This is a genomic window from Pseudomonas sp. KK4 (assembly GCF_001984065.1).
In the GTDB taxonomy this organism is placed as follows: Bacteria; Pseudomonadota; Gammaproteobacteria; order Pseudomonadales; family Pseudomonadaceae; genus Aquipseudomonas.
Genome location: NZ_LYVP01000006.1, coordinates 113,686 through 129,869, shown reverse-complemented (window position 1 = coordinate 129,869; position 16,184 = coordinate 113,686). Strand labels below are relative to the sequence as shown.

Sequence of the window (16,184 nt, the reverse complement as noted above, 5' to 3'; positions counted from 1 at the left end):
CAGGCGACACGTGTATTGACTGAAACGACGCCTTCGCGAGCAAGCCCGCTCCCACATTGGGAATCAACGCCCACAAAAAAGCCGACAGCGATGTCGGCTTTTCTGTATTTGCGAAATGACGATCAGATGGTCAGCGTCCAGTCGTAATCCACGATCAGCGGCGCGTGCTGCGAGAACCGTGGCTGACGAGGCAGGCGTGCACTGCGTACGAAGCGGCGCAGGCCCGGGGTCAGGATCTGGTAGTCGAAGCGCCAGCCCAGGTTGAGCATTTCGGCCTGTTCGTTGTCGGGCCACCAGCTGTACTGGTCGCCTTCACGGCTGACTTCGCGCAGGGCATCCACATAACCCATGTTGCCGACAATCTCGTCCATCCAGGCCCGTTCAGGTGCCAGGAAGCCCGGAGATTGCTGGCTGTCGCGCCAGTTTTTGATGTCCAGTTTCTGTTGCGCCACGTACAGCGAGCCACAATAAATGTACTCGCGGCGTTTGCGCCGTTGCTTGTCCAGGTACTTGGCGAAGTCGTCCATGAGCTTGAACTTCTGGTTCAAGTCCTCATCGCCGTTCATACCCGACGGAAGCAACAAGGTTGCAATACTGACTTTGTCGAAATCGGCTTGCAGGTAGCGCCCGTAGCGGTCGGCCGTCTCGAAACCGAGACCGCTGATGACAGCCTTCGGTTGCAACCGCGAGTACAAAGCCACGCCACCTTGGGCGGGGACTTCGGCGTCGCAGGCATAAAGGAAGTATCCATCCAGTTGGAAGGCTGGATCGTCCAGTTCAAAGGCGGAGGCACGGGTGTCCTGCAGGCAGATGACGTCGGCATTCTGTGCCTGCAGCCAACTGAGCAAACCCCGCTCGACTGCAGCCTGAATACCATTGACGTTCACACTGATGATCCGCATAAATGGCCCCAAAAATCGCGTGCGTGTATGATACACGGCGTCAAGCTAATTAGCTAAATCCGTGGTATTTGGGGTTTTTTTCATGCAAGCGTATCAGCGCGATTTCATTCGTTTTGCCATCGATCGCGGCGTTTTGCGCTTCGGTGAGTTCACCCTGAAGTCCGGGCGCACCAGTCCTTACTTCTTCAATGCGGGCCTCTTCAACTCGGGCTCGGCCCTGGCGCAACTGGGGCGTTTCTACGCCGCAGCCATTGCCGAAAGCGGCATTCCCTTCGATGTGCTGTTCGGCCCGGCCTACAAAGGTATCCCGCTGGCGGCGACTACCGCCGTGGCACTGGCCGAGCATCACAACCGTGACCTGCCTTGGTGCTTCAACCGCAAGGAAGCCAAGGCCCACGGCGAAGGCGGCAGCCTGGTGGGCGCACCGCTGACCGGCAATGTGCTGATCATCGACGACGTGATCACCGCCGGCACCGCCATTCGCGAAGTGATGCAGATCATCGCTTCCCAGGACGGCGCCAAGGCCGCTGGTGTGCTGATCGCCCTCAACCGCCAGGAGCGTGGCAACGGTGAGTTGTCGGCGATCCAGGAAGTGGAGCGCGATTTCGGCATTCCGGTGATCAGCATCGTTTCGTTGAACCAGGTCCTCGAGTTCCTGGCTGATGATCCACAGCTCAAGCAACACCTGCCTGCCGTGGAAGCGTACCGCGCCCAATTCGGCGTCTGACCCCGGTTCTTCGTGGTACGGGCTTTTGTGGCGAGGGAGCTTGCTCGCGCTTGAGTGCGCAGCGCTCACAAAACCTCTGGGGCCGCTGCGCAGCCCAGCGGGAGCAAGCTCCCTCGCCACAAAAAGCAGTTCCAGCTGGAATCGCAGGCAAAAAAAGACCCCGCTCAGCCAGGCTGAGCGGGGTCTTTTGTTTACGGGCTATCGCTTAGTGACGCTTGCGATTGCTGATCAGCGTGCCCACGCCGGTGTCGGTGAAGATCTCCAGCAGGATCGCATTCGGTACGCGACCGTCGATGATCAGCGAGCTGCCCACGCCGCCCTGTACCGCTTCCAGCGCGCAACGAATCTTGGGCAGCATGCCGCCGTAGATGGTGCCGTCGGCGATCAGTTCGTCGACCTGCTGGGTGCTCAGGCCGGTCAGAACCTTGCCCGACTTGTCCATCAGGCCGGCGATATTGGTGAGCAGCATCAGCTTCTCGGCTTTCAGCGCTTCAGCGACCTTGCCGGCCACCAGGTCAGCGTTGATGTTGTACGACTCACCGTTGGCGCCGACACCGATTGGCGCGATGACCGGAATGAAATCGCCTTTGACCAGCAGGTTCAACAGGTCGGTGTTGATGCCGACCACTTCGCCCACGTGACCGATGTCGATGATTTCCGGGGTGGTCATCTCGGGCGTCTGGCGGGTGACGGTGAGCTTCTTGGCGCGAATCAGCTCGGCGTCTTTACCGGTCAGGCCGATGGCGCTGCCGCCGTGACGGTTGATCAGGTTGACGATGTCCTTGTTGACCTGGCCGCCCAGGACCATCTCCACCACGTCCATGGTCGCCGCGTCGGTGACGCGCATGCCGTCGACAAAGTGGCTCTCGATCGACAGGCGCTTGAGCAGGTCACCGATTTGCGGGCCGCCACCGTGAACCACCACCGGGTTGATGCCCACGGCTTTCATCAGCACGATGTCGCGGGCGAAGCCGGTTTTCAGCTCCTCGCTTTCCATCGCGTTGCCGCCGTATTTGATCACCAGCGTCTTGCCGACATAGCGGCGAATGTAAGGCAGCGCTTCGGACAGGACCTTGGCGGTATTGGCAGCGGCATCGCGTTCGAGGGTCATTCAGGGCTCCGGGTGAATCAGAACGGTAGTTGGAGATCAGGTGCAACACGCTTCAACTGGACGCGGAAGACGTCCTTGATGCGCTGCAATTCAGCCTCGTCATCGGCCTCGAAGCGCAGTACCAGCACCGGCGTGGTGTTGGAGGCGCGAACCAGGCCCCAGCCTTTGGCATAGTCGACTCGCACGCCGTCAATGGTGGTCAGGTCGGCGCCTGCGCCCCACTGCGCGTCGTGCAATGCATCAATGATGCTGAATTTGCTCTCTTCGGTCACATGGATATTGATTTCCGGCGTAGAAATATCGTTCGGGAAGGTCGCGAAGAGCTCCTCGGCGGACGATTTCTCCTTGCTCAGGATCTCCAGCAAGCGCGCGGCGCTGTAAATGCCGTCGTCGAAACCGAACCAGCGCTCCTTGAAGAAGATGTGCCCGCTCATTTCGCCGGCCAGCAGGGCGCCGGATTGTTTCATTTTCTTTTTGATCAACGAGTGACCGGTCTTCCACATTAGCGACCGGCCGCCGTATTCCTTGATCAACGGCGTCAGGCGACGGGTGCATTTGACGTCGAAGATGATCTCCGCGCCCGGGTTGCGCGCTACCACGTCGCGGGCGAACAGCATCAGCAGGCGATCCGGGTAGACGATGCTCCCGGTGTTGGTCACCACGCCGACGCGGTCGCCATCGCCGTCGAAGGCCAGGCCGAGGTCGGCGTTGGTTTCCTTGACCTTGGCGATCAGGTCGACAAGGTTTTCCGGCTTGCCCGGGTCCGGGTGATGGTTGGGGAAGTTGCCGTCGACTTCGCAGAACAGCGGGATGACTTCGCAGTTCAGCGCTTCGATCAGTTGCGGAGCAATGACGCCGGCCGCGCCGTTGCCGCAATCGACCACGACTTTCAGGCGTCGCGCCAGTTTGATGTCCTGGACGATTTCGGTGGTGTAGCGGTCGAGGATCTCGACCTTGGTGATGCTGCCCTTGCCGCTGCTCAGGTCGTTGTTCTTGAGGCGATCGTGCAGGGCCTGGATCTGTTCGTTGGCCAAGGTATCGCCAGCGATGACGATCTTGAAGCCGTTGTAGTTCGACGGATTGTGGCTGCCGGTCAGCATCACGCCGGATTTGCCGGCCAGGATGTTGGCGGCGTAGTACAGCGCGGGCGTGGGTACCAGGCCGACATCGCTGACGTGGCAGCCGCTGTCGGCCAGGCCCTGGATCAATTGCTCCACCAGTTCCGGGCCGGAAAGACGACCGTCACGGCCGACCGACACATTCGGTTCATCCTGGGCGAGACTTTGGGCACCGATGGCGCGACCGAGCCAATAAGCGGTCTCGGCATTCAGAAATTCCGGGACGGTGCCGCGAATGTCATAGGCGCGGAAAATACTGTCGGGGAACTTGGGGGCGACACGGGCGGGGGTGCTCATCTGCAGAAATGCTCCATCTTGAAAGTGGCTGGACATGCCGGAGAATCACTCGCCGGCAGGCTCAAACTGAAAGGTATGACGGCGTTTTTCGCAGAGAGTTCGTGGTGTGAAAGGGCCATGACGCCATGTGTGGCAATGCACGACCCCGACAGGAGCGAGGTTTATTTCGTGCCCGAGTGACCGAAACCGCCGGTGCCGCGCTGGGTTTCGACGAACTCTTCAACCATCTCGAAATGGGCCTGAACCACTGGCACCAGCACCAGTTGCGCCAGGCGTTCGCCGACGGTCATGGTGAAATCGGTCTGGCCACGGTTCCAGCAGGAGACCATCAGCGGCCCCTGGTAATCGGAGTCGATCAGGCCGACCAGGTTACCCAGCACAATGCCATGCTTATGGCCCAGGCCAGAGCGCGGAAGGATCAGCGCGGCGAGATTCGGGTCACCGATGTACACCGACAGGCCGGTCGGGATCAGCACGGTCTGGCCCGGCTTGATCACAATGTCCTGTTCAAGCATGGCGCGCAGGTCGAGGCCGGCGGAGCCTGGGGTGGCGTACTGCGGCAGCGGGAATTCGGTACCGATGCGTGGGTCGAGGATCTTGGCTTGCAAAGCGTGCATGTAAATTAAACCTGGTTCAGTCGTTCAGCGATGAAAGAGATCAGCTGGCGAGCAATCTTGCTCTTGCTGGTCTGGGCGAAAAGTGTGGCATGAAGCTGGCGATCGATGACGCTGCAGGCGTTTTCTTCGCTGTTGAAGCCGATGCTCGGGTTGGCAACGTCGTTGGCGACGATCAAATCGAGATTCTTGTCTTTCAGCTTGCGGGCAGCGTAATCGAGCAGGTGTTCGGTTTCGGCGGCGAAACCGACACTGAACGGACGGTCGGGACGGGTGGCGATACTGGCCAGGATGTCCGGATTGCGCACCATTTGCAGCAACAGGCCGTCGCCGTTCGTAGGATCTTTCTTGAGTTTCTGTGGTGCGACGACTTCCGGGCGGTAATCCGCAACCGCTGCCGAAGCGATGAACAGGTCGCAGGGGATCGCGGCTTCGCAGGCGGCGAGCATGTCACGGGCGCTGACCACGTCGATACGCGTGACACGATCCGGGGTCGGCAAATGCACTGGGCCGGTGATCAAGGTCACACGGGCGCCCGCTTCCACCGCGGCTTCAGCCAGGGCAAAGCCCATTTTTCCGGAACTGTGGTTGGTGATATAGCGCACCGGGTCGATGTTTTCCTGGGTCGGGCCGGCGGTGATCAGCACGTGTTTGCCGGTCAGCGCCTGGCGCTTGAAGCAGTCGGCGGCCAGTTGCGCCAGATCGGTGGCTTCGAGCATGCGACCCAGGCCCACGTCACCGCAGGCCTGGCTGCCGGAGGCGGGGCCGAAGACCTTGATGTCGCGGCTTTCAAGGGTTTGCAGGTTGGCCTGGGTGGCCGGGTCGCGCCACATGGCCTGGTTCATCGCCGGGGCTACGGCGACCACCGCGTCGGTGGCCAGCACCAGGGTGGTCAGCAAGTCGTCGGCAATGCCTTGGGACAGCCGTGCGATCAGGTCGGCGGTGGCCGGTGCGATCAATACCAGATCGGCCCATTTGGCCAGCTCGATGTGGCCCATGGCGGCTTCGGCCGCCGGGTCCAGCAAGTCCAGGTGCACAGGATGCCCGGACAGGGCCTGCATGGTCAGCGGGGTGATGAATTCGGCACCGCCACGGGTCATGACCACGCGCACTTCGGCGCCCTGATCCATCAGACGGCGGACCAGGTCGGCGCTCTTGTAGGCGGCAATGCCGCCGCCGACGCCCAGAACAATGCGTTTCCGATACAGCCGCTGCATAGGCCTGCCTTTCAATTCGTTGGTGACAAACGTAGCGAAACCCCCTCCCCAGGGTGAATTCGCCCGCAAAAAAGATGGGCTACGATATCACAGCGACCGCTATGGAACAGCGGCGCCCACAGACAGGGAGGTGCTATGAGTATTCGTGATTGGCCGGCGGCGGAGCGACCGCGGGAGAGACTGCTGGAGCAAGGCTCGGGAAGCCTTTCGGACGCCGAATTGCTGGCGATTTTTCTACGAACCGGGGTGCCGGGCAAAAGCGCGGTGGATCTGGCGCGGTATCTGTTGAATCAGTTCGGCAGTCTGCGTTCGCTGCTTGAAGCCGATCTGGTGACGTTCAGCAGGCATTTGGGGCTCGGGCCGGCAAAATTCGCCCAGTTGCAAGCGGCCCAGGAAATGAGCAGGCGCCATTTGGCCGAACGGGCTCGGCAAAAGTCGGCGCTGGAAAACCCCCATGTGGTGCGTGATTACCTCAAATCGATGCTGCGTCATGAGGCTCAGGAGGTCTTCGGTTGCCTGTTTCTCGACTCCAAGCATCAGGTGCTGACGTTCGAGACGCTGTTTCGCGGCTCGATCGACAACACCAGTGTTCATCCGCGAGAGGTGGTCAAGCGCGCGCTGGCCAACAACGCGGCGGCCCTGATCCTCTGTCACAACCACCCTTCGGGCAATACCGATCCGAGCCAGGCAGATCGGGTGCTGACCAAGCGCCTGCAAGAAGCGTTGGGCCTGATTGATGTGCGGGTACTGGACCATTTCATCATTGGCGATGGGGATCCGCTGTCGATGGCAGAGTACGGCTGGATGTAGGTGACCTTTGTGGGAGCGGGCTTGCTCGCGAAAGCGGCGTGTCAGGCGACATCGATGCCGTCTGACACGCCCTCTTCGAGAGCAAGCCCGCTCCCACAGGTTTGGTGTCGAGGTGGGTTATTTGAGGTTGACCTTGGCGTAGTCCTGCCGGCCAAAGGGGCTGACCGCGTATCCCTCGACAGTCTTGGTCGTCAGGGCGAATGCAGTCGGGTGGGCCAGGGGCAGCCACAGTGCCTGCTGCTGGATCTGCGCCTGCGCCTGCTCATAAAGCTTGGTGCGCACGCCTTGTTCGCCGGTGGTCTTGCCGGCGCTGATCAGCTTGTCCAGATCCGCGTTGCAGTAGCGGGCGAAGTTGGTCCCGGACTGGACTGCGGCGCAGGAAAACTGCGGTGTGAGGAAGTTGTCCGGGTCACCGTTGTCGCCGGCCCAGCCCATGAACAGCAAGTCGTGTTCACCGGCCTTGGCACGGCGAATCAGTTCGCCCCATTCAATTACGCGGATCTCGGCCTGAATGCCGATTTCCGCCAGGTCCGACTGCAACAGTTGCGCGCCAAGGCTCGGGTTAGGGTTCAGCAGGCTGCCGGACGGGCGCGTCCAAATGGTGGTCTGGAAACCGTCCTTGAGCCCGGCCTTGGCCATCAGTGCCTTGGCTTTCGCGATGTCGTGGGGATAGCCCGGCAGGTTTTTCGCGTAGCTCCAGGTGTTTGGCGGGTAAGGGCCGTTGGCGGGCTCGGCGGTGTCTTCGAACACCGCTTTGACGTAGTTGGCCTTGTCGAAGGCCAGGTTGATCGCCTGGCGCACTTCGGGCTTGTCCAGCGGCGGATGCTGGCTGTTGATGGCGACGAACGCGGTCATGAACGCGTCAGTCTTTTCCACTTTCAGGGTCGGCTCTTTCAGCGCGGCCTGTACGTCCAGCGGCTTGGGCGACAGGGCAATCTGGCATTCGTTACGACGTAGCTTCTGCAGGCGCACGTTGGCGTCCGGCGTGATGGCGAAGATCAGTGGATCGACCGAAGGCTTGCCGCCGAAATAATCCGCATTGGCCTTGTAGCGAACCGATGCGTCCTTCTGGAAGCGCGTGAACACGAACGGCCCGGTGCCGATCGGCTGGCTGTTGAGTTTCTCCGGGGTCCCGGCTTTCATCAGCTTGTCGGCATACTCGGCCGAGTAGATCGAAGCGAAACCCATGCTGAGCGTCGCGAGGAAGGTCGAGTCGGCGTGGTCGAGAGTGAAGCGCACGGTCAGCGGGTCAAGGGCGTCGATTTTCTTGATCAGTGCCGGCAATTGCATCGATTGCGAATGGGGGAAGCCGCTCTGCGCGACCTTGTGCCAAGGGTTGGCCGGATCGAGCATGCGGTCGAAGCTGAATTTCACGTCTTCGGCGGTCAGGTCCCGATTGGGGCTGAAGTACTCGGTGCGGTGGAATTTCACCTGCGGGCGCAGCTTGAACACATAGGTCAAGCCGTCCGGGCTGACCTCCCAGCTGTCGGCGAGGCTGGCGACCACCTTGCCGCTGGCCGTGTCGAAGTCCACCAGACGGTTCATCAGCACATCGGCCGAGGCGTTGGTGGTGGTCAGCGTATTGTATTGCACCACGTCGAACCCTTCCGGGCTGGCCTCGGTGCAGACGCTAAGCGCGGCCGCCTGGGCCAGGGGGGTCAGCAGAAGAGGGGCGAGCAACAGCGGTAGGGCAGCGAGGCGCATGGTCGGATTCCTTTACAGATCGAAGGCCCATCTGCAAGTGCAGTCTGGAAAAGGCTTACCCTAGTGGGCTCCTTTGCAAATGACTATCCCCTTTTTCATTTTGAGTGGACTATAGACGACTGTTTTTGCTGAGATCGGGTGGAAAAAGCCCGGGATGGGGCATCGCGCGGATTCTCTGCGACGAGCGGTCGCAATCGACGACAGCCTTTATCCAAAGCGCCTGAAGCGTGAAAAATCGGGTTTTTATCAACTCGCAGCACAGCGAATGTTGTTGCTCTCCAGTCTTTCTGGTATAAAGCAGCGCTCTTTTCTAGGGGCCCGGTTCCTTCACTGTAGGTGTAGCCGGTAAGACCCTTAAAGAAACGCGGCGCCTGGCGCCAAATGACTGAGAGATTAAGCGGCCAACCCATGCCGGGTTGGGCATGTGGTTTTAGAGGGCTGAGGCATGTCTAGAGTCTGTCAAGTTACCGGTAAGGGTCCGGTGACTGGGAATAACATTTCCCACGCAAACAACAAAACCCGTCGTCGTTTCCTGCCGAACCTGCAGCATCACCGCTTCTGGGTTGAAGAAGAGAAACGTTTCGTGCGTCTGCGCGTATCTGCCAAAGGCATGCGTATCATCGACAAGCGTGGCATCACTGCCGTGCTGGCCGACATCCGCAAAGCCGGCAAGATCTAAGGGAGCTAATCATGCGTGAATTGATTCGTTTGATTTCGAGCGCCGGTACTGGTCACTTCTACACTACCGACAAGAACAAGCGTACTACCCCGGACAAAATCGAGATCAAGAAATATGATCCGGTTGTTCGCAAGCACGTGATCTACAAGGAAGGCAAAATCAAGTAATTGATTTTTCCCTCTTACGAAAAAGGCCCGTATCGCGAGATACGGGCCTTTTTTGTTGCCTGGATTTTGTGTGTTGCCTTTAAGGGCCCCTTCGCGAGCAAGCCCGCTCCCACACTGGATTTGTGAACGACACAGATCGAATGTGGGAGCGGGCTTGCTCGCGAAAGCGTCAGCCCAACCAGCGCAAATCCTCAGGCCTTCTGCTCAAACGCCACATAGATCTTGCGGCAATACTCCAGCACTTCCCAAGTGCCACGAAAGCCCGCAGGGATCACAAAGCGATCACCGGCACGTACAGTCTTGGCATTGCCATCGATGTCGCGCAGCACGGAAACCCCCTGCACGATTTCGCAGTATTCGTGCTCGGTGAAGTTCACCGTCCAATGCCCGACCGCGCCTTCCCACACCCCGGCGTTCAACTGGCCGCAAGGGCTGTTGTAGTGGTTGTAGACCACTTGCTCGGGGTCGCCCTTGAGCACCCTGGCCGGGTCCGGGCGATAACGTTCGGCGGCGGTGGTGGCCTGGCTGAAGTCGACGATGTTCTGGATGCTCATTGTTGTATTCCCCCGTGAATGCGACGCGAGTGGTTGATAGGCGCAAAGTCTATGTTTATTAAAATGAACATCGCAAGGCCGTTTGCCGGGGTTATGTCAAATATATTGAAACTTCACCTGCCGCTGGTTTAGGGTGGCGGTTGCCCTGAGCCCAAAGACAGGTTGGCCGGGCAGAATTCCTGACAGCGCCCGCGAACACCGCGGGTGTCGTATTCAATAAGAGGAGGACACTCGTATGACCACCCTGACTCGTGCCGACTGGGAACAAAAGGCTCGCGATCTGAAGATCGAAGGCCGCGCTTACCTCAATGGCGAGTACACCGATGCGGTCTCCGGCGAGACGTTCGAGTGCATCAGCCCGGTCGATGGCCGTCTGCTGGGCAAGATTGCCAGCTGTGACGCCGCCGACGCCCAGCGCGCTGTGGAAAATGCTCGCGCCACCTTCAATTCCGGCGTCTGGTCGCGCCTGGCGCCGACCAAGCGCAAAGCCACCATGATCCGCTTCGCCGGCCTGCTCAAACAGCACGCCGAAGAACTGGCCCTGCTGGAAACCCTGGACATGGGCAAGCCGATCAGCGACTCCCTGTACATCGACGTGCCCGGCGCGGCGCAAGCCCTGAGCTGGAGCGGCGAAGCCATCGACAAGATCTACGACGAAGTCGCCGCCACCCCGCACGATCAACTGGGTCTGGTCACCCGCGAGCCAGTGGGCGTGGTTGGCGCCATCGTGCCGTGGAACTTCCCGCTGATGATGGCCTGCTGGAAGCTCGGCCCGGCGCTGTCCACCGGTAACTCGGTGATCCTCAAGCCTTCGGAAAAATCGCCGCTGACGGCTATTCGCATTGCCGCGCTGGCTGTTGAAGCAGGTATTCCGAAAGGCGTGCTCAACGTGCTCCCAGGTTACGGTCACACCGTCGGCAAGGCCCTGGCCCTGCACAACGACGTCGACACTCTGGTGTTCACCGGTTCGACCAAGATCGCCAAGCAACTGCTGATTTACTCCGGCGAATCGAACATGAAGCGCGTCTGGCTCGAAGCTGGCGGCAAGAGTCCGAACATCGTCTTCGCCGATGCACCGAACCTGCAGGAAGCGGCAGAAGCGGCAGCCGGCGCCATCGCCTTCAACCAGGGCGAAGTGTGCACCGCCGGCTCGCGCCTGCTGGTGGAGCGCTCCATCAAGGACAAATTCCTGCCGCTGGTGATCGAGGCGCTGAAAACCTGGAAGCCGGGCAACCCGCTGGACCCGGCCACCAACGTCGGTGCCCTGGTCGATACCCAGCAGATGAACACCGTGCTGTCCTACATCGAATCCGGTCACGCCGATGGCGCAAAACTGGTGGCCGGTGGCAAGCGCACCCTTCAGGAATCCGGTGGTACCTACGTTGAGCCGACGATTTTCGACGGTGTGAGCAACGCGATGAAAATCGCCCAGGAAGAAATCTTCGGACCAGTGCTGTCGGTCATCACCTTCGACACGGCCGAAGAAGCCGTCGCGATCGCCAACGACACACCATACGGCCTGGCGGCGGCGGTGTGGACCGCCGACATCTCCAAGGCTCACCTGACCGCCCGGGCATTGCGTGCCGGTAGCGTCTGGGTCAACCAGTACGACGGCGGCGACATGACCGCACCGTTCGGTGGCTTCAAGCAGTCCGGCAACGGCCGCGACAAGTCGCTGCACGCGTTTGACAAGTACACCGAATTGAAGGCGACCTGGATCAAGTTGTAAGTCGGTTTTTGTAACGACGTAGATCCCCTGTGGGAGCGGGCTTGCCCGCGAAGGCGCCGTAACAGCCAACGATGATGTTGGGTGTGATGGCCGCTTCGCGAGCAAGCCCGCTCCCACATTTGTTTTGTGTGACCCTGAAAATAATATCCACAGGAGCGTGGAACATGCGTTGGGCGACGTATTTCGCCGTGTTGGCGTCTGTCTTGAGTGTTGGCCTGGCCCTGGGCGTCAGCATGCCGCTGGTGTCGTTTCGCCTGGAAAGCTGGGGCTACGGCTCGTTCGCCATCGGTGTGATGGCGGCCATGCCGGCCATTGGCGTGCTGCTGGGCGCCAAGGTATCCAGTCACCTGGCGGCGCGCCTGGGTACGGCCAACCTGATGCGCCTGTGCCTGTGGGGCGGTGCCGTGTCCATCGGTTTGCTGGCGCTTTTGCCAAGCTATCCGGTATGGCTGGGGCTGCGCCTGATGATCGGTGTGATCCTGACGCTGGTGTTCATCCTCGGCGAGAGCTGGATCAATCAACTGGTGGTCGAGCAGTGGCGCGGCCGGCTGGTGGCGTTGTATGGCAGCAGTTACGCCTTGAGTCAGCTGGCGGGGCCGATTCTGCTGGGGGTGCTGGGTACCGAGCATGACTACGGCTTCTGGGTCGGCGTCGGTTTGCTGGTGGCGGCACCGCTGCTGTTGCTGGGCCGCAGCGGGGCGCCTGGCAGTGAAGCCTGCAGCGTGACCTTCGGTGATTTGTTCACCTTCTGCCGTGGCTTGCCGGCGATTGCCTGGGCGGTGTCGCTGTTCGCCGCGTTCGAAGCGATGATCCTGACGCTGTTGCCGGTGTATTGCCTGCGTCAGGGTTTCACCACGGAAATCGCCCTGGCGATGGTCAGTACCGTAGTGGTGGGGGATGCCCTGCTGCAATTGCCGATCGGCGCACTGGCCGATCGCGTGTCTCGACGCGCCCTGTTCACAGGCTGCGCAGTGGTGCTGCTGGTGTCGAGCCTGGCCATCCCGCTGCTGATCGAGACCCTGTTGATCTGGCCGTTGTGGGTGCTGTTCGGAGCGAGTGCCGGCGGGTTGTTTACCCTGTCGTTGATCCTGATCGGCGAGCGCTATCGCGACGATGCGCTGGTTCGCGCCAATGCGCATATCGCGCAACTGTGGGGCATCGGTTGCCTGCTGGGTCCGTTGATCGCCGGTGCCGGCAGCCAATGGATCAGCGGGCATGCGTTGCCGTTGCTGATGGCGGCGGGGGCGTTTGGGCTGGTGATTCTGGTGTCGCGTCAGGGGGCGTTTGGTGCGGTTGCCGAACCGGCGTGAGCCTTGCGCTGAGCCTGTGGCGAGGGCGCAAGCTCCCTCGCCACCGCAGGCGTTGTCGATCCCGGTTACAACATCCGCTCAAGGCCGACTGTATTGCTCAACCAGGCATTGAAGCGCCGCCACCAACTTCCCGGCTCTCGAGTCAGTGTGTGCATCTTGCCGTCGTCTTCAGTCACCCAGACCACCTGGCCTTCTTCCAGATTCACCTGATAACTCAGCGGCGGCGCCATGCCCTGCAGCGCCAGTTCACGCACGCGCGCCGCGAGTTCGGGACTGTCCACCAGCACCCCGACTTCGGTGTTCCACAGCACCGAACGCGGGTCGAAATTGAACGACCCGATAAAGGCCTTCTTCTGATCGAAGACGATCGCCTTGCTGTGCAGACTGGAATCGGAACCACCGTAGGACTTGCTGGAAAACAGGCGAGGTCCACTGCCGCCTTCATCGCCGGGCTGGCGACGCAACTCGAACAGTTGCACGCCGTGCTCCAGCAGCGCCTTGCGATACGGCGCGTAGCCGCCATGCACTGCCGGTACGTCCGTGGCTTCCAGCGCGTTGGTCAGCAGCCGCACCGACACGCCGGCATCGGCGCGCCCGGTCAGAAACACCAGCCCTGGCTGGCCCGGCACGAAGTAGGCCGACACCATGATCAGTTCTTTGCTGACCCCTTTGAGTTCCGGCGCCAGTTGCGTGGTCAGCAGCAGTTGCGGATCGGGTTCGTCCTTGGCCAGCACCTTGCTCGGCGCATCCCACAACGCCTGGTTCCAGGCCCATATCAGTTCCTTGCGCCAGATATCCAGGCGCGGGTCGGTGGCGAACTTCATCAGTTGTTGATAGAGCGCGTGGTTCTGTCGGCGATACTCCTCCAGTGACGCTTCCAGACGGGTGCGGCTATTGGCCAGGTCCTGGGCGGTCGGCTTGCTGGAAACGAACGCATCGATCGGTTTGCTCAAGGCGCTGTTCCAGTACTGGTCGAAACTGTGCCCCAGTTGTTCGGCGACCGGGCCGACGCCCAGAATATCGATGTCGGTGAAATTCAGATTCGGCTCGGCATCGAAATATTCATCCCCCAGATTGCGCCCGCCGACGATGGCCATGCTGTTGTCGGCCAGCCACAGCTTGTTATGCATGCGCCGGTGTTGCTGCGAGAGATTGAACAGGCGACCCAGGGTGCGCGTGACACCGGTGCTGCGTCCCAGATGCAGTGGGTTGAACACGCGAATCTGGATCTGCGGGTGTGCTGCCAGGGTGGCGATCGTGTGGTCCAGGCCATCACTGGTGGTGTCGTCGAGCAGGATGCGAATGCGCACGCCGCGGTCGGCCGCCTTGAGCAGTTCTTCCACCAGCATGCGCGTGCTGATGCCGTCATGGACGATGTAGTACTGCAGGTCGAGGCTACTCTGTGCGTTGCGGATCAGTTCGGCGCGTGCGGTGAAGGCTTCTGTGCTGTCCGGCAGCAGGCGAAATCCTGATTGTCCTTCGTGGGGAGCTGCCTGGGCCTGGACCGATCGCCCAAAGGCCGAAGCGCTGGCCGGCAGTGACTGGCTCGGTTCGCGCGGTACATCCAGACTGGCGCAGCCGCCGAGTAACGAAGCTAATAACACCAGAGCAAGCAGGGGCTGTCTGACTCTCACGTAGGAACGTTCCGATTGGCGGCAGGGGTTGGCATATGGACGCTGGTATCCGCAGAAAAGTCAGTCGGTCAGTCCGTTGGTTTGCGCCAGCAGTTCGATCGCGGCGGTGCCGACCTTGCGCACCGCTTCTTCAATCTGTGCTGTTGGTTTGGCAGCGTAGTTCATGCGCAGGCAATTGCGGTACTTGCCCGAGGCGGAAAAGATACTGCCGACGGCAATCTGTACGCCCTGGTCATGCAGCTCACGATTCAGTTTCAGGGTATCGAAGCCTTCCGGCAGTTCTACCCACAGCATGAAGCTGCCTTGCGGTCGGCTGGCGCGGGTGCCGGCGGGGAAGTAGCGGGTGACCCAATCGATCATCATGTCTCGATTACGCTGGTATTGTGTGCGCATACGCCGCAAATGCGGTTCGAAGTGACCGCTCTTGATGAATTCGGCGATGGCGATCTGCGGCTGCGGCGCGGTGGAGCCGGTGCTGATGTATTTCATGTGCAGCACCCGCTCCAGATAACGACCGGGCGCGACCCAGCCGATGCGCAGGCCGGGGGCCAGGGTCTTGGAAAAGGAACTGCAGAGCAGAACGCGGCCATCTTCATCGAAGGATTTGATCGTGCGCGGGCGCGGGTAGGTGTAGGAGAGTTCGCCATACACATCGTCCTCGATGATGGCCACGTCGAAACGCTGGGCGAGCGTCAACAACGCGCGCTTGCGCGACTCCGGCATGATGTAGCCCAGTGGGTTGTTGCAGTTGGGGGTCAACTGTATGGCCTTGATCGGCCACTGCTCCAGCGCCAGTTCCAGGGCATCGATACTGATGCCGGTGAGCGGGTCGGTGGGGATTTCCAGGGCCTTCATGCCCAGCCCCTTGAGAGTCTGCATGGCGCCATGAAAACTGGGCGAATCCACGGCCACGATATCCCCTGGCTCGCAGATCGCGCGGATGCTGGTGGACAGTGCCTCGTGGCAGCCGGTGGTCACCACCAGATCGCCTGGGCCCAACTGGCATCCGGAATCGAGCATCAGGCGGGCGATCTGTTCACGCAGTTCGAGGTGCCCGTGGATGTTGTCGTAGTACAGGCCGGGCATGTCCTGGCGGCGGCTGAGTTGCGCCAGGCCCCGCAGCAAGGGCTTGAGGGTCGGGGTGGTGATGTCCGGCATGCCGCGACCCAGCTGTACCACATCCTTGCGCGGTACCGCGCGAATCAGCTCCAGTACCTGATCCCACTGCGAGATATCCACAGGCCGCTGCGCCGGACGGCCCACCGCCGGCAGCTCCGGCAGCTCGCGACCGACCGGCACGAAGTACCCGGACTTGGGTTTGGGCGTGGCCAGGCCGCTGTCCTCCAGCACCCGGTAGGCCTGCTGCACCGTGCTCAGGCTGACGCCATGTTCCACGCTCAACGCCCGCACTGACGGCAGCCGGTCACCCGGGCGATAGAAGCCCTGTTCAATACGCGTGCCGAGCAATTCGGCGAGGTTGACGTAGAGGGTCATGGTGCAGTTCCCGATGGAGGTGGGTCGGTTGACCAGTACAGATGCGCCAGGAATTCAGGATTCAGAGGCCGAATTGGCAAATCTGTATGGAAATAATACAGATGAGTTGGATCTGTA

General features: G+C 60.9%; 14 protein-coding genes and 1 pseudogene. 6 read left to right on the top strand and 9 right to left on the bottom strand.

Annotated elements, in window-relative coordinates:
* Nucleotides 1–122 precede the first annotated feature (122 nt).
* Nucleotides 123–902: an exodeoxyribonuclease III gene (locus B0W55_RS04375; protein ID WP_008062840.1), complete on the bottom strand. Its 780-nt coding sequence runs from the start codon at nt 900–902 to the stop codon at nt 123–125.
* Nucleotides 903–984: 82 nt separating this feature from the next.
* On the opposite strand from B0W55_RS04375, the gene pyrE reads away from it, so the two are divergent.
* Nucleotides 985–1,629, top strand: a complete 645-nt coding sequence (gene pyrE, locus B0W55_RS04370; RefSeq protein ID WP_077044796.1) for an orotate phosphoribosyltransferase — start codon at nt 985–987, stop codon at nt 1,627–1,629.
* A gap of 205 nt (nt 1,630–1,834) precedes the next feature.
* On the opposite strand, the gene argB is transcribed toward pyrE, so the two are convergent.
* From argB to coaBC, 4 genes and pseudogenes are all read right to left on the bottom strand, one after another.
* Nucleotides 1,835–2,740 carry an acetylglutamate kinase gene (argB, locus tag B0W55_RS04365; protein ID WP_077044795.1) on the bottom strand — a complete coding sequence of 302 codons (906 nt, stop codon included), beginning with the start codon at nt 2,738–2,740 and terminating at the stop codon, nt 1,835–1,837.
* 17 nt (nt 2,741–2,757) lie between these two features.
* Nucleotides 2,758–4,134: pseudogene (locus tag B0W55_RS04360) on the bottom strand (phosphomannomutase/phosphoglucomutase); the annotation flags it as partial.
* Nucleotides 4,135–4,316: 182 nt separating this feature from the next.
* On the bottom strand, nt 4,317–4,772 hold the full coding sequence (dut, locus tag B0W55_RS04355) for a dUTP diphosphatase (protein WP_077044793.1): 456 nt from the start codon (nt 4,770–4,772) through the stop codon (nt 4,317–4,319).
* 5 nt (nt 4,773–4,777) lie between these two features.
* Nucleotides 4,778–5,986 (bottom strand): bifunctional phosphopantothenoylcysteine decarboxylase/phosphopantothenate--cysteine ligase CoaBC, encoded by a 1,209-nt coding sequence (gene coaBC / locus B0W55_RS04350; protein ID WP_077044792.1) that lies wholly within the window; start codon nt 5,984–5,986, stop codon nt 4,778–4,780.
* A 135-nt stretch (nt 5,987–6,121) separates the two neighbouring features.
* Between coaBC and radC the strand changes: the two genes are divergently transcribed.
* On the top strand, nt 6,122–6,796 hold the full coding sequence (gene radC, locus B0W55_RS04345) for a DNA repair protein RadC (protein ID WP_077044791.1): 675 nt from the start codon (nt 6,122–6,124) through the stop codon (nt 6,794–6,796).
* A 117-nt stretch (nt 6,797–6,913) separates the two neighbouring features.
* Here radC and B0W55_RS04340 read toward each other — a convergent pair whose 3' ends face one another.
* Nucleotides 6,914–8,500, bottom strand: coding sequence for an ABC transporter substrate-binding protein (locus tag B0W55_RS04340; RefSeq protein WP_077044790.1), 1,587 nt, complete (start codon nt 8,498–8,500; stop codon nt 6,914–6,916).
* A 445-nt stretch (nt 8,501–8,945) separates the two neighbouring features.
* Between B0W55_RS04340 and rpmB the strand changes: the two genes are divergently transcribed.
* Nucleotides 8,946–9,179, top strand: coding sequence for a 50S ribosomal protein L28 (gene rpmB / locus B0W55_RS04335; protein ID WP_077044789.1), 234 nt, complete (start codon nt 8,946–8,948; stop codon nt 9,177–9,179).
* 11 nt (nt 9,180–9,190) lie between these two features.
* The gene (gene rpmG / locus B0W55_RS04330; protein WP_003177274.1) at nt 9,191–9,346 is read left to right on the top strand and encodes a 50S ribosomal protein L33; all 156 of its coding nucleotides are present in this window, start codon (nt 9,191–9,193) and stop codon (nt 9,344–9,346) included.
* Nucleotides 9,347–9,537: 191 nt separating this feature from the next.
* Here the strand turns inward: rpmG and B0W55_RS04325 are convergent, their stop codons facing one another.
* Nucleotides 9,538–9,900, bottom strand: a complete 363-nt coding sequence (locus tag B0W55_RS04325; protein ID WP_077044788.1) for a cupin domain-containing protein — start codon at nt 9,898–9,900, stop codon at nt 9,538–9,540.
* A 235-nt stretch (nt 9,901–10,135) separates the two neighbouring features.
* Here B0W55_RS04325 and B0W55_RS04320 point away from each other — a divergent pair, with 235 nt between their 5' ends.
* Nucleotides 10,136–11,629, top strand: a complete 1,494-nt coding sequence (locus B0W55_RS04320) for an aldehyde dehydrogenase (protein ID WP_077044787.1) — start codon at nt 10,136–10,138, stop codon at nt 11,627–11,629.
* A gap of 164 nt (nt 11,630–11,793) precedes the next feature.
* The gene (locus B0W55_RS04315; RefSeq protein WP_077044786.1) at nt 11,794–12,939 is read left to right on the top strand and encodes an MFS transporter; all 1,146 of its coding nucleotides are present in this window, start codon (nt 11,794–11,796) and stop codon (nt 12,937–12,939) included.
* 65 nt (nt 12,940–13,004) lie between these two features.
* Here B0W55_RS04315 and B0W55_RS04310 read toward each other — a convergent pair whose 3' ends face one another.
* Both B0W55_RS04310 and B0W55_RS04305 read right to left on the bottom strand, forming a co-directional pair.
* Nucleotides 13,005–14,573: a phospholipase D family protein gene (locus B0W55_RS04310; protein ID WP_077044785.1), complete on the bottom strand. Its 1,569-nt coding sequence runs from the start codon at nt 14,571–14,573 to the stop codon at nt 13,005–13,007.
* A 60-nt stretch (nt 14,574–14,633) separates the two neighbouring features.
* A complete protein-coding gene (locus B0W55_RS04305) occupies nt 14,634–16,067 on the bottom strand; it encodes a PLP-dependent aminotransferase family protein (protein ID WP_077044784.1) in 1,434 nt (477 codons plus the stop codon).
* Nucleotides 16,068–16,184 lie beyond the last annotated feature (117 nt).

Bases quoted from the DNA above. Each gene is read 5' to 3' on its own strand.
- B0W55_RS04375 (WP_008062840.1), bottom strand. From the start codon at position 902: ATGCGGATCATCAGTGTGAACGTCAATGGTATTCAGGCTGCAGTCGAG.
- pyrE (WP_077044796.1), top strand. From the start codon at position 985: ATGCAAGCGTATCAGCGCGATTTCATTCGTTTTGCCATCGATCGCGGC.
- radC (WP_077044791.1), top strand. From the start codon at position 6,122: ATGAGTATTCGTGATTGGCCGGCGGCGGAGCGACCGCGGGAGAGACTG.
- B0W55_RS04320 (WP_077044787.1), top strand. From the start codon at position 10,136: ATGACCACCCTGACTCGTGCCGACTGGGAACAAAAGGCTCGCGATCTG.
- B0W55_RS04325 (WP_077044788.1), bottom strand. From the start codon at position 9,900: ATGAGCATCCAGAACATCGTCGACTTCAGCCAGGCCACCACCGCCGCC.
- argB (WP_077044795.1), bottom strand. From the start codon at position 2,740: ATGACCCTCGAACGCGATGCCGCTGCCAATACCGCCAAGGTCCTGTCC.
- coaBC (WP_077044792.1), bottom strand. From the start codon at position 5,986: ATGCAGCGGCTGTATCGGAAACGCATTGTTCTGGGCGTCGGCGGCGGC.
- dut (WP_077044793.1), bottom strand. From the start codon at position 4,772: ATGCACGCTTTGCAAGCCAAGATCCTCGACCCACGCATCGGTACCGAA.
- B0W55_RS04315 (WP_077044786.1), top strand. From the start codon at position 11,794: ATGCGTTGGGCGACGTATTTCGCCGTGTTGGCGTCTGTCTTGAGTGTT.
- B0W55_RS04305 (WP_077044784.1), bottom strand. From the start codon at position 16,067: ATGACCCTCTACGTCAACCTCGCCGAATTGCTCGGCACGCGTATTGAA.
- B0W55_RS04340 (WP_077044790.1), bottom strand. From the start codon at position 8,500: ATGCGCCTCGCTGCCCTACCGCTGTTGCTCGCCCCTCTTCTGCTGACC.
- rpmG (WP_003177274.1), top strand. From the start codon at position 9,191: ATGCGTGAATTGATTCGTTTGATTTCGAGCGCCGGTACTGGTCACTTC.
- rpmB (WP_077044789.1), top strand. From the start codon at position 8,946: ATGTCTAGAGTCTGTCAAGTTACCGGTAAGGGTCCGGTGACTGGGAAT.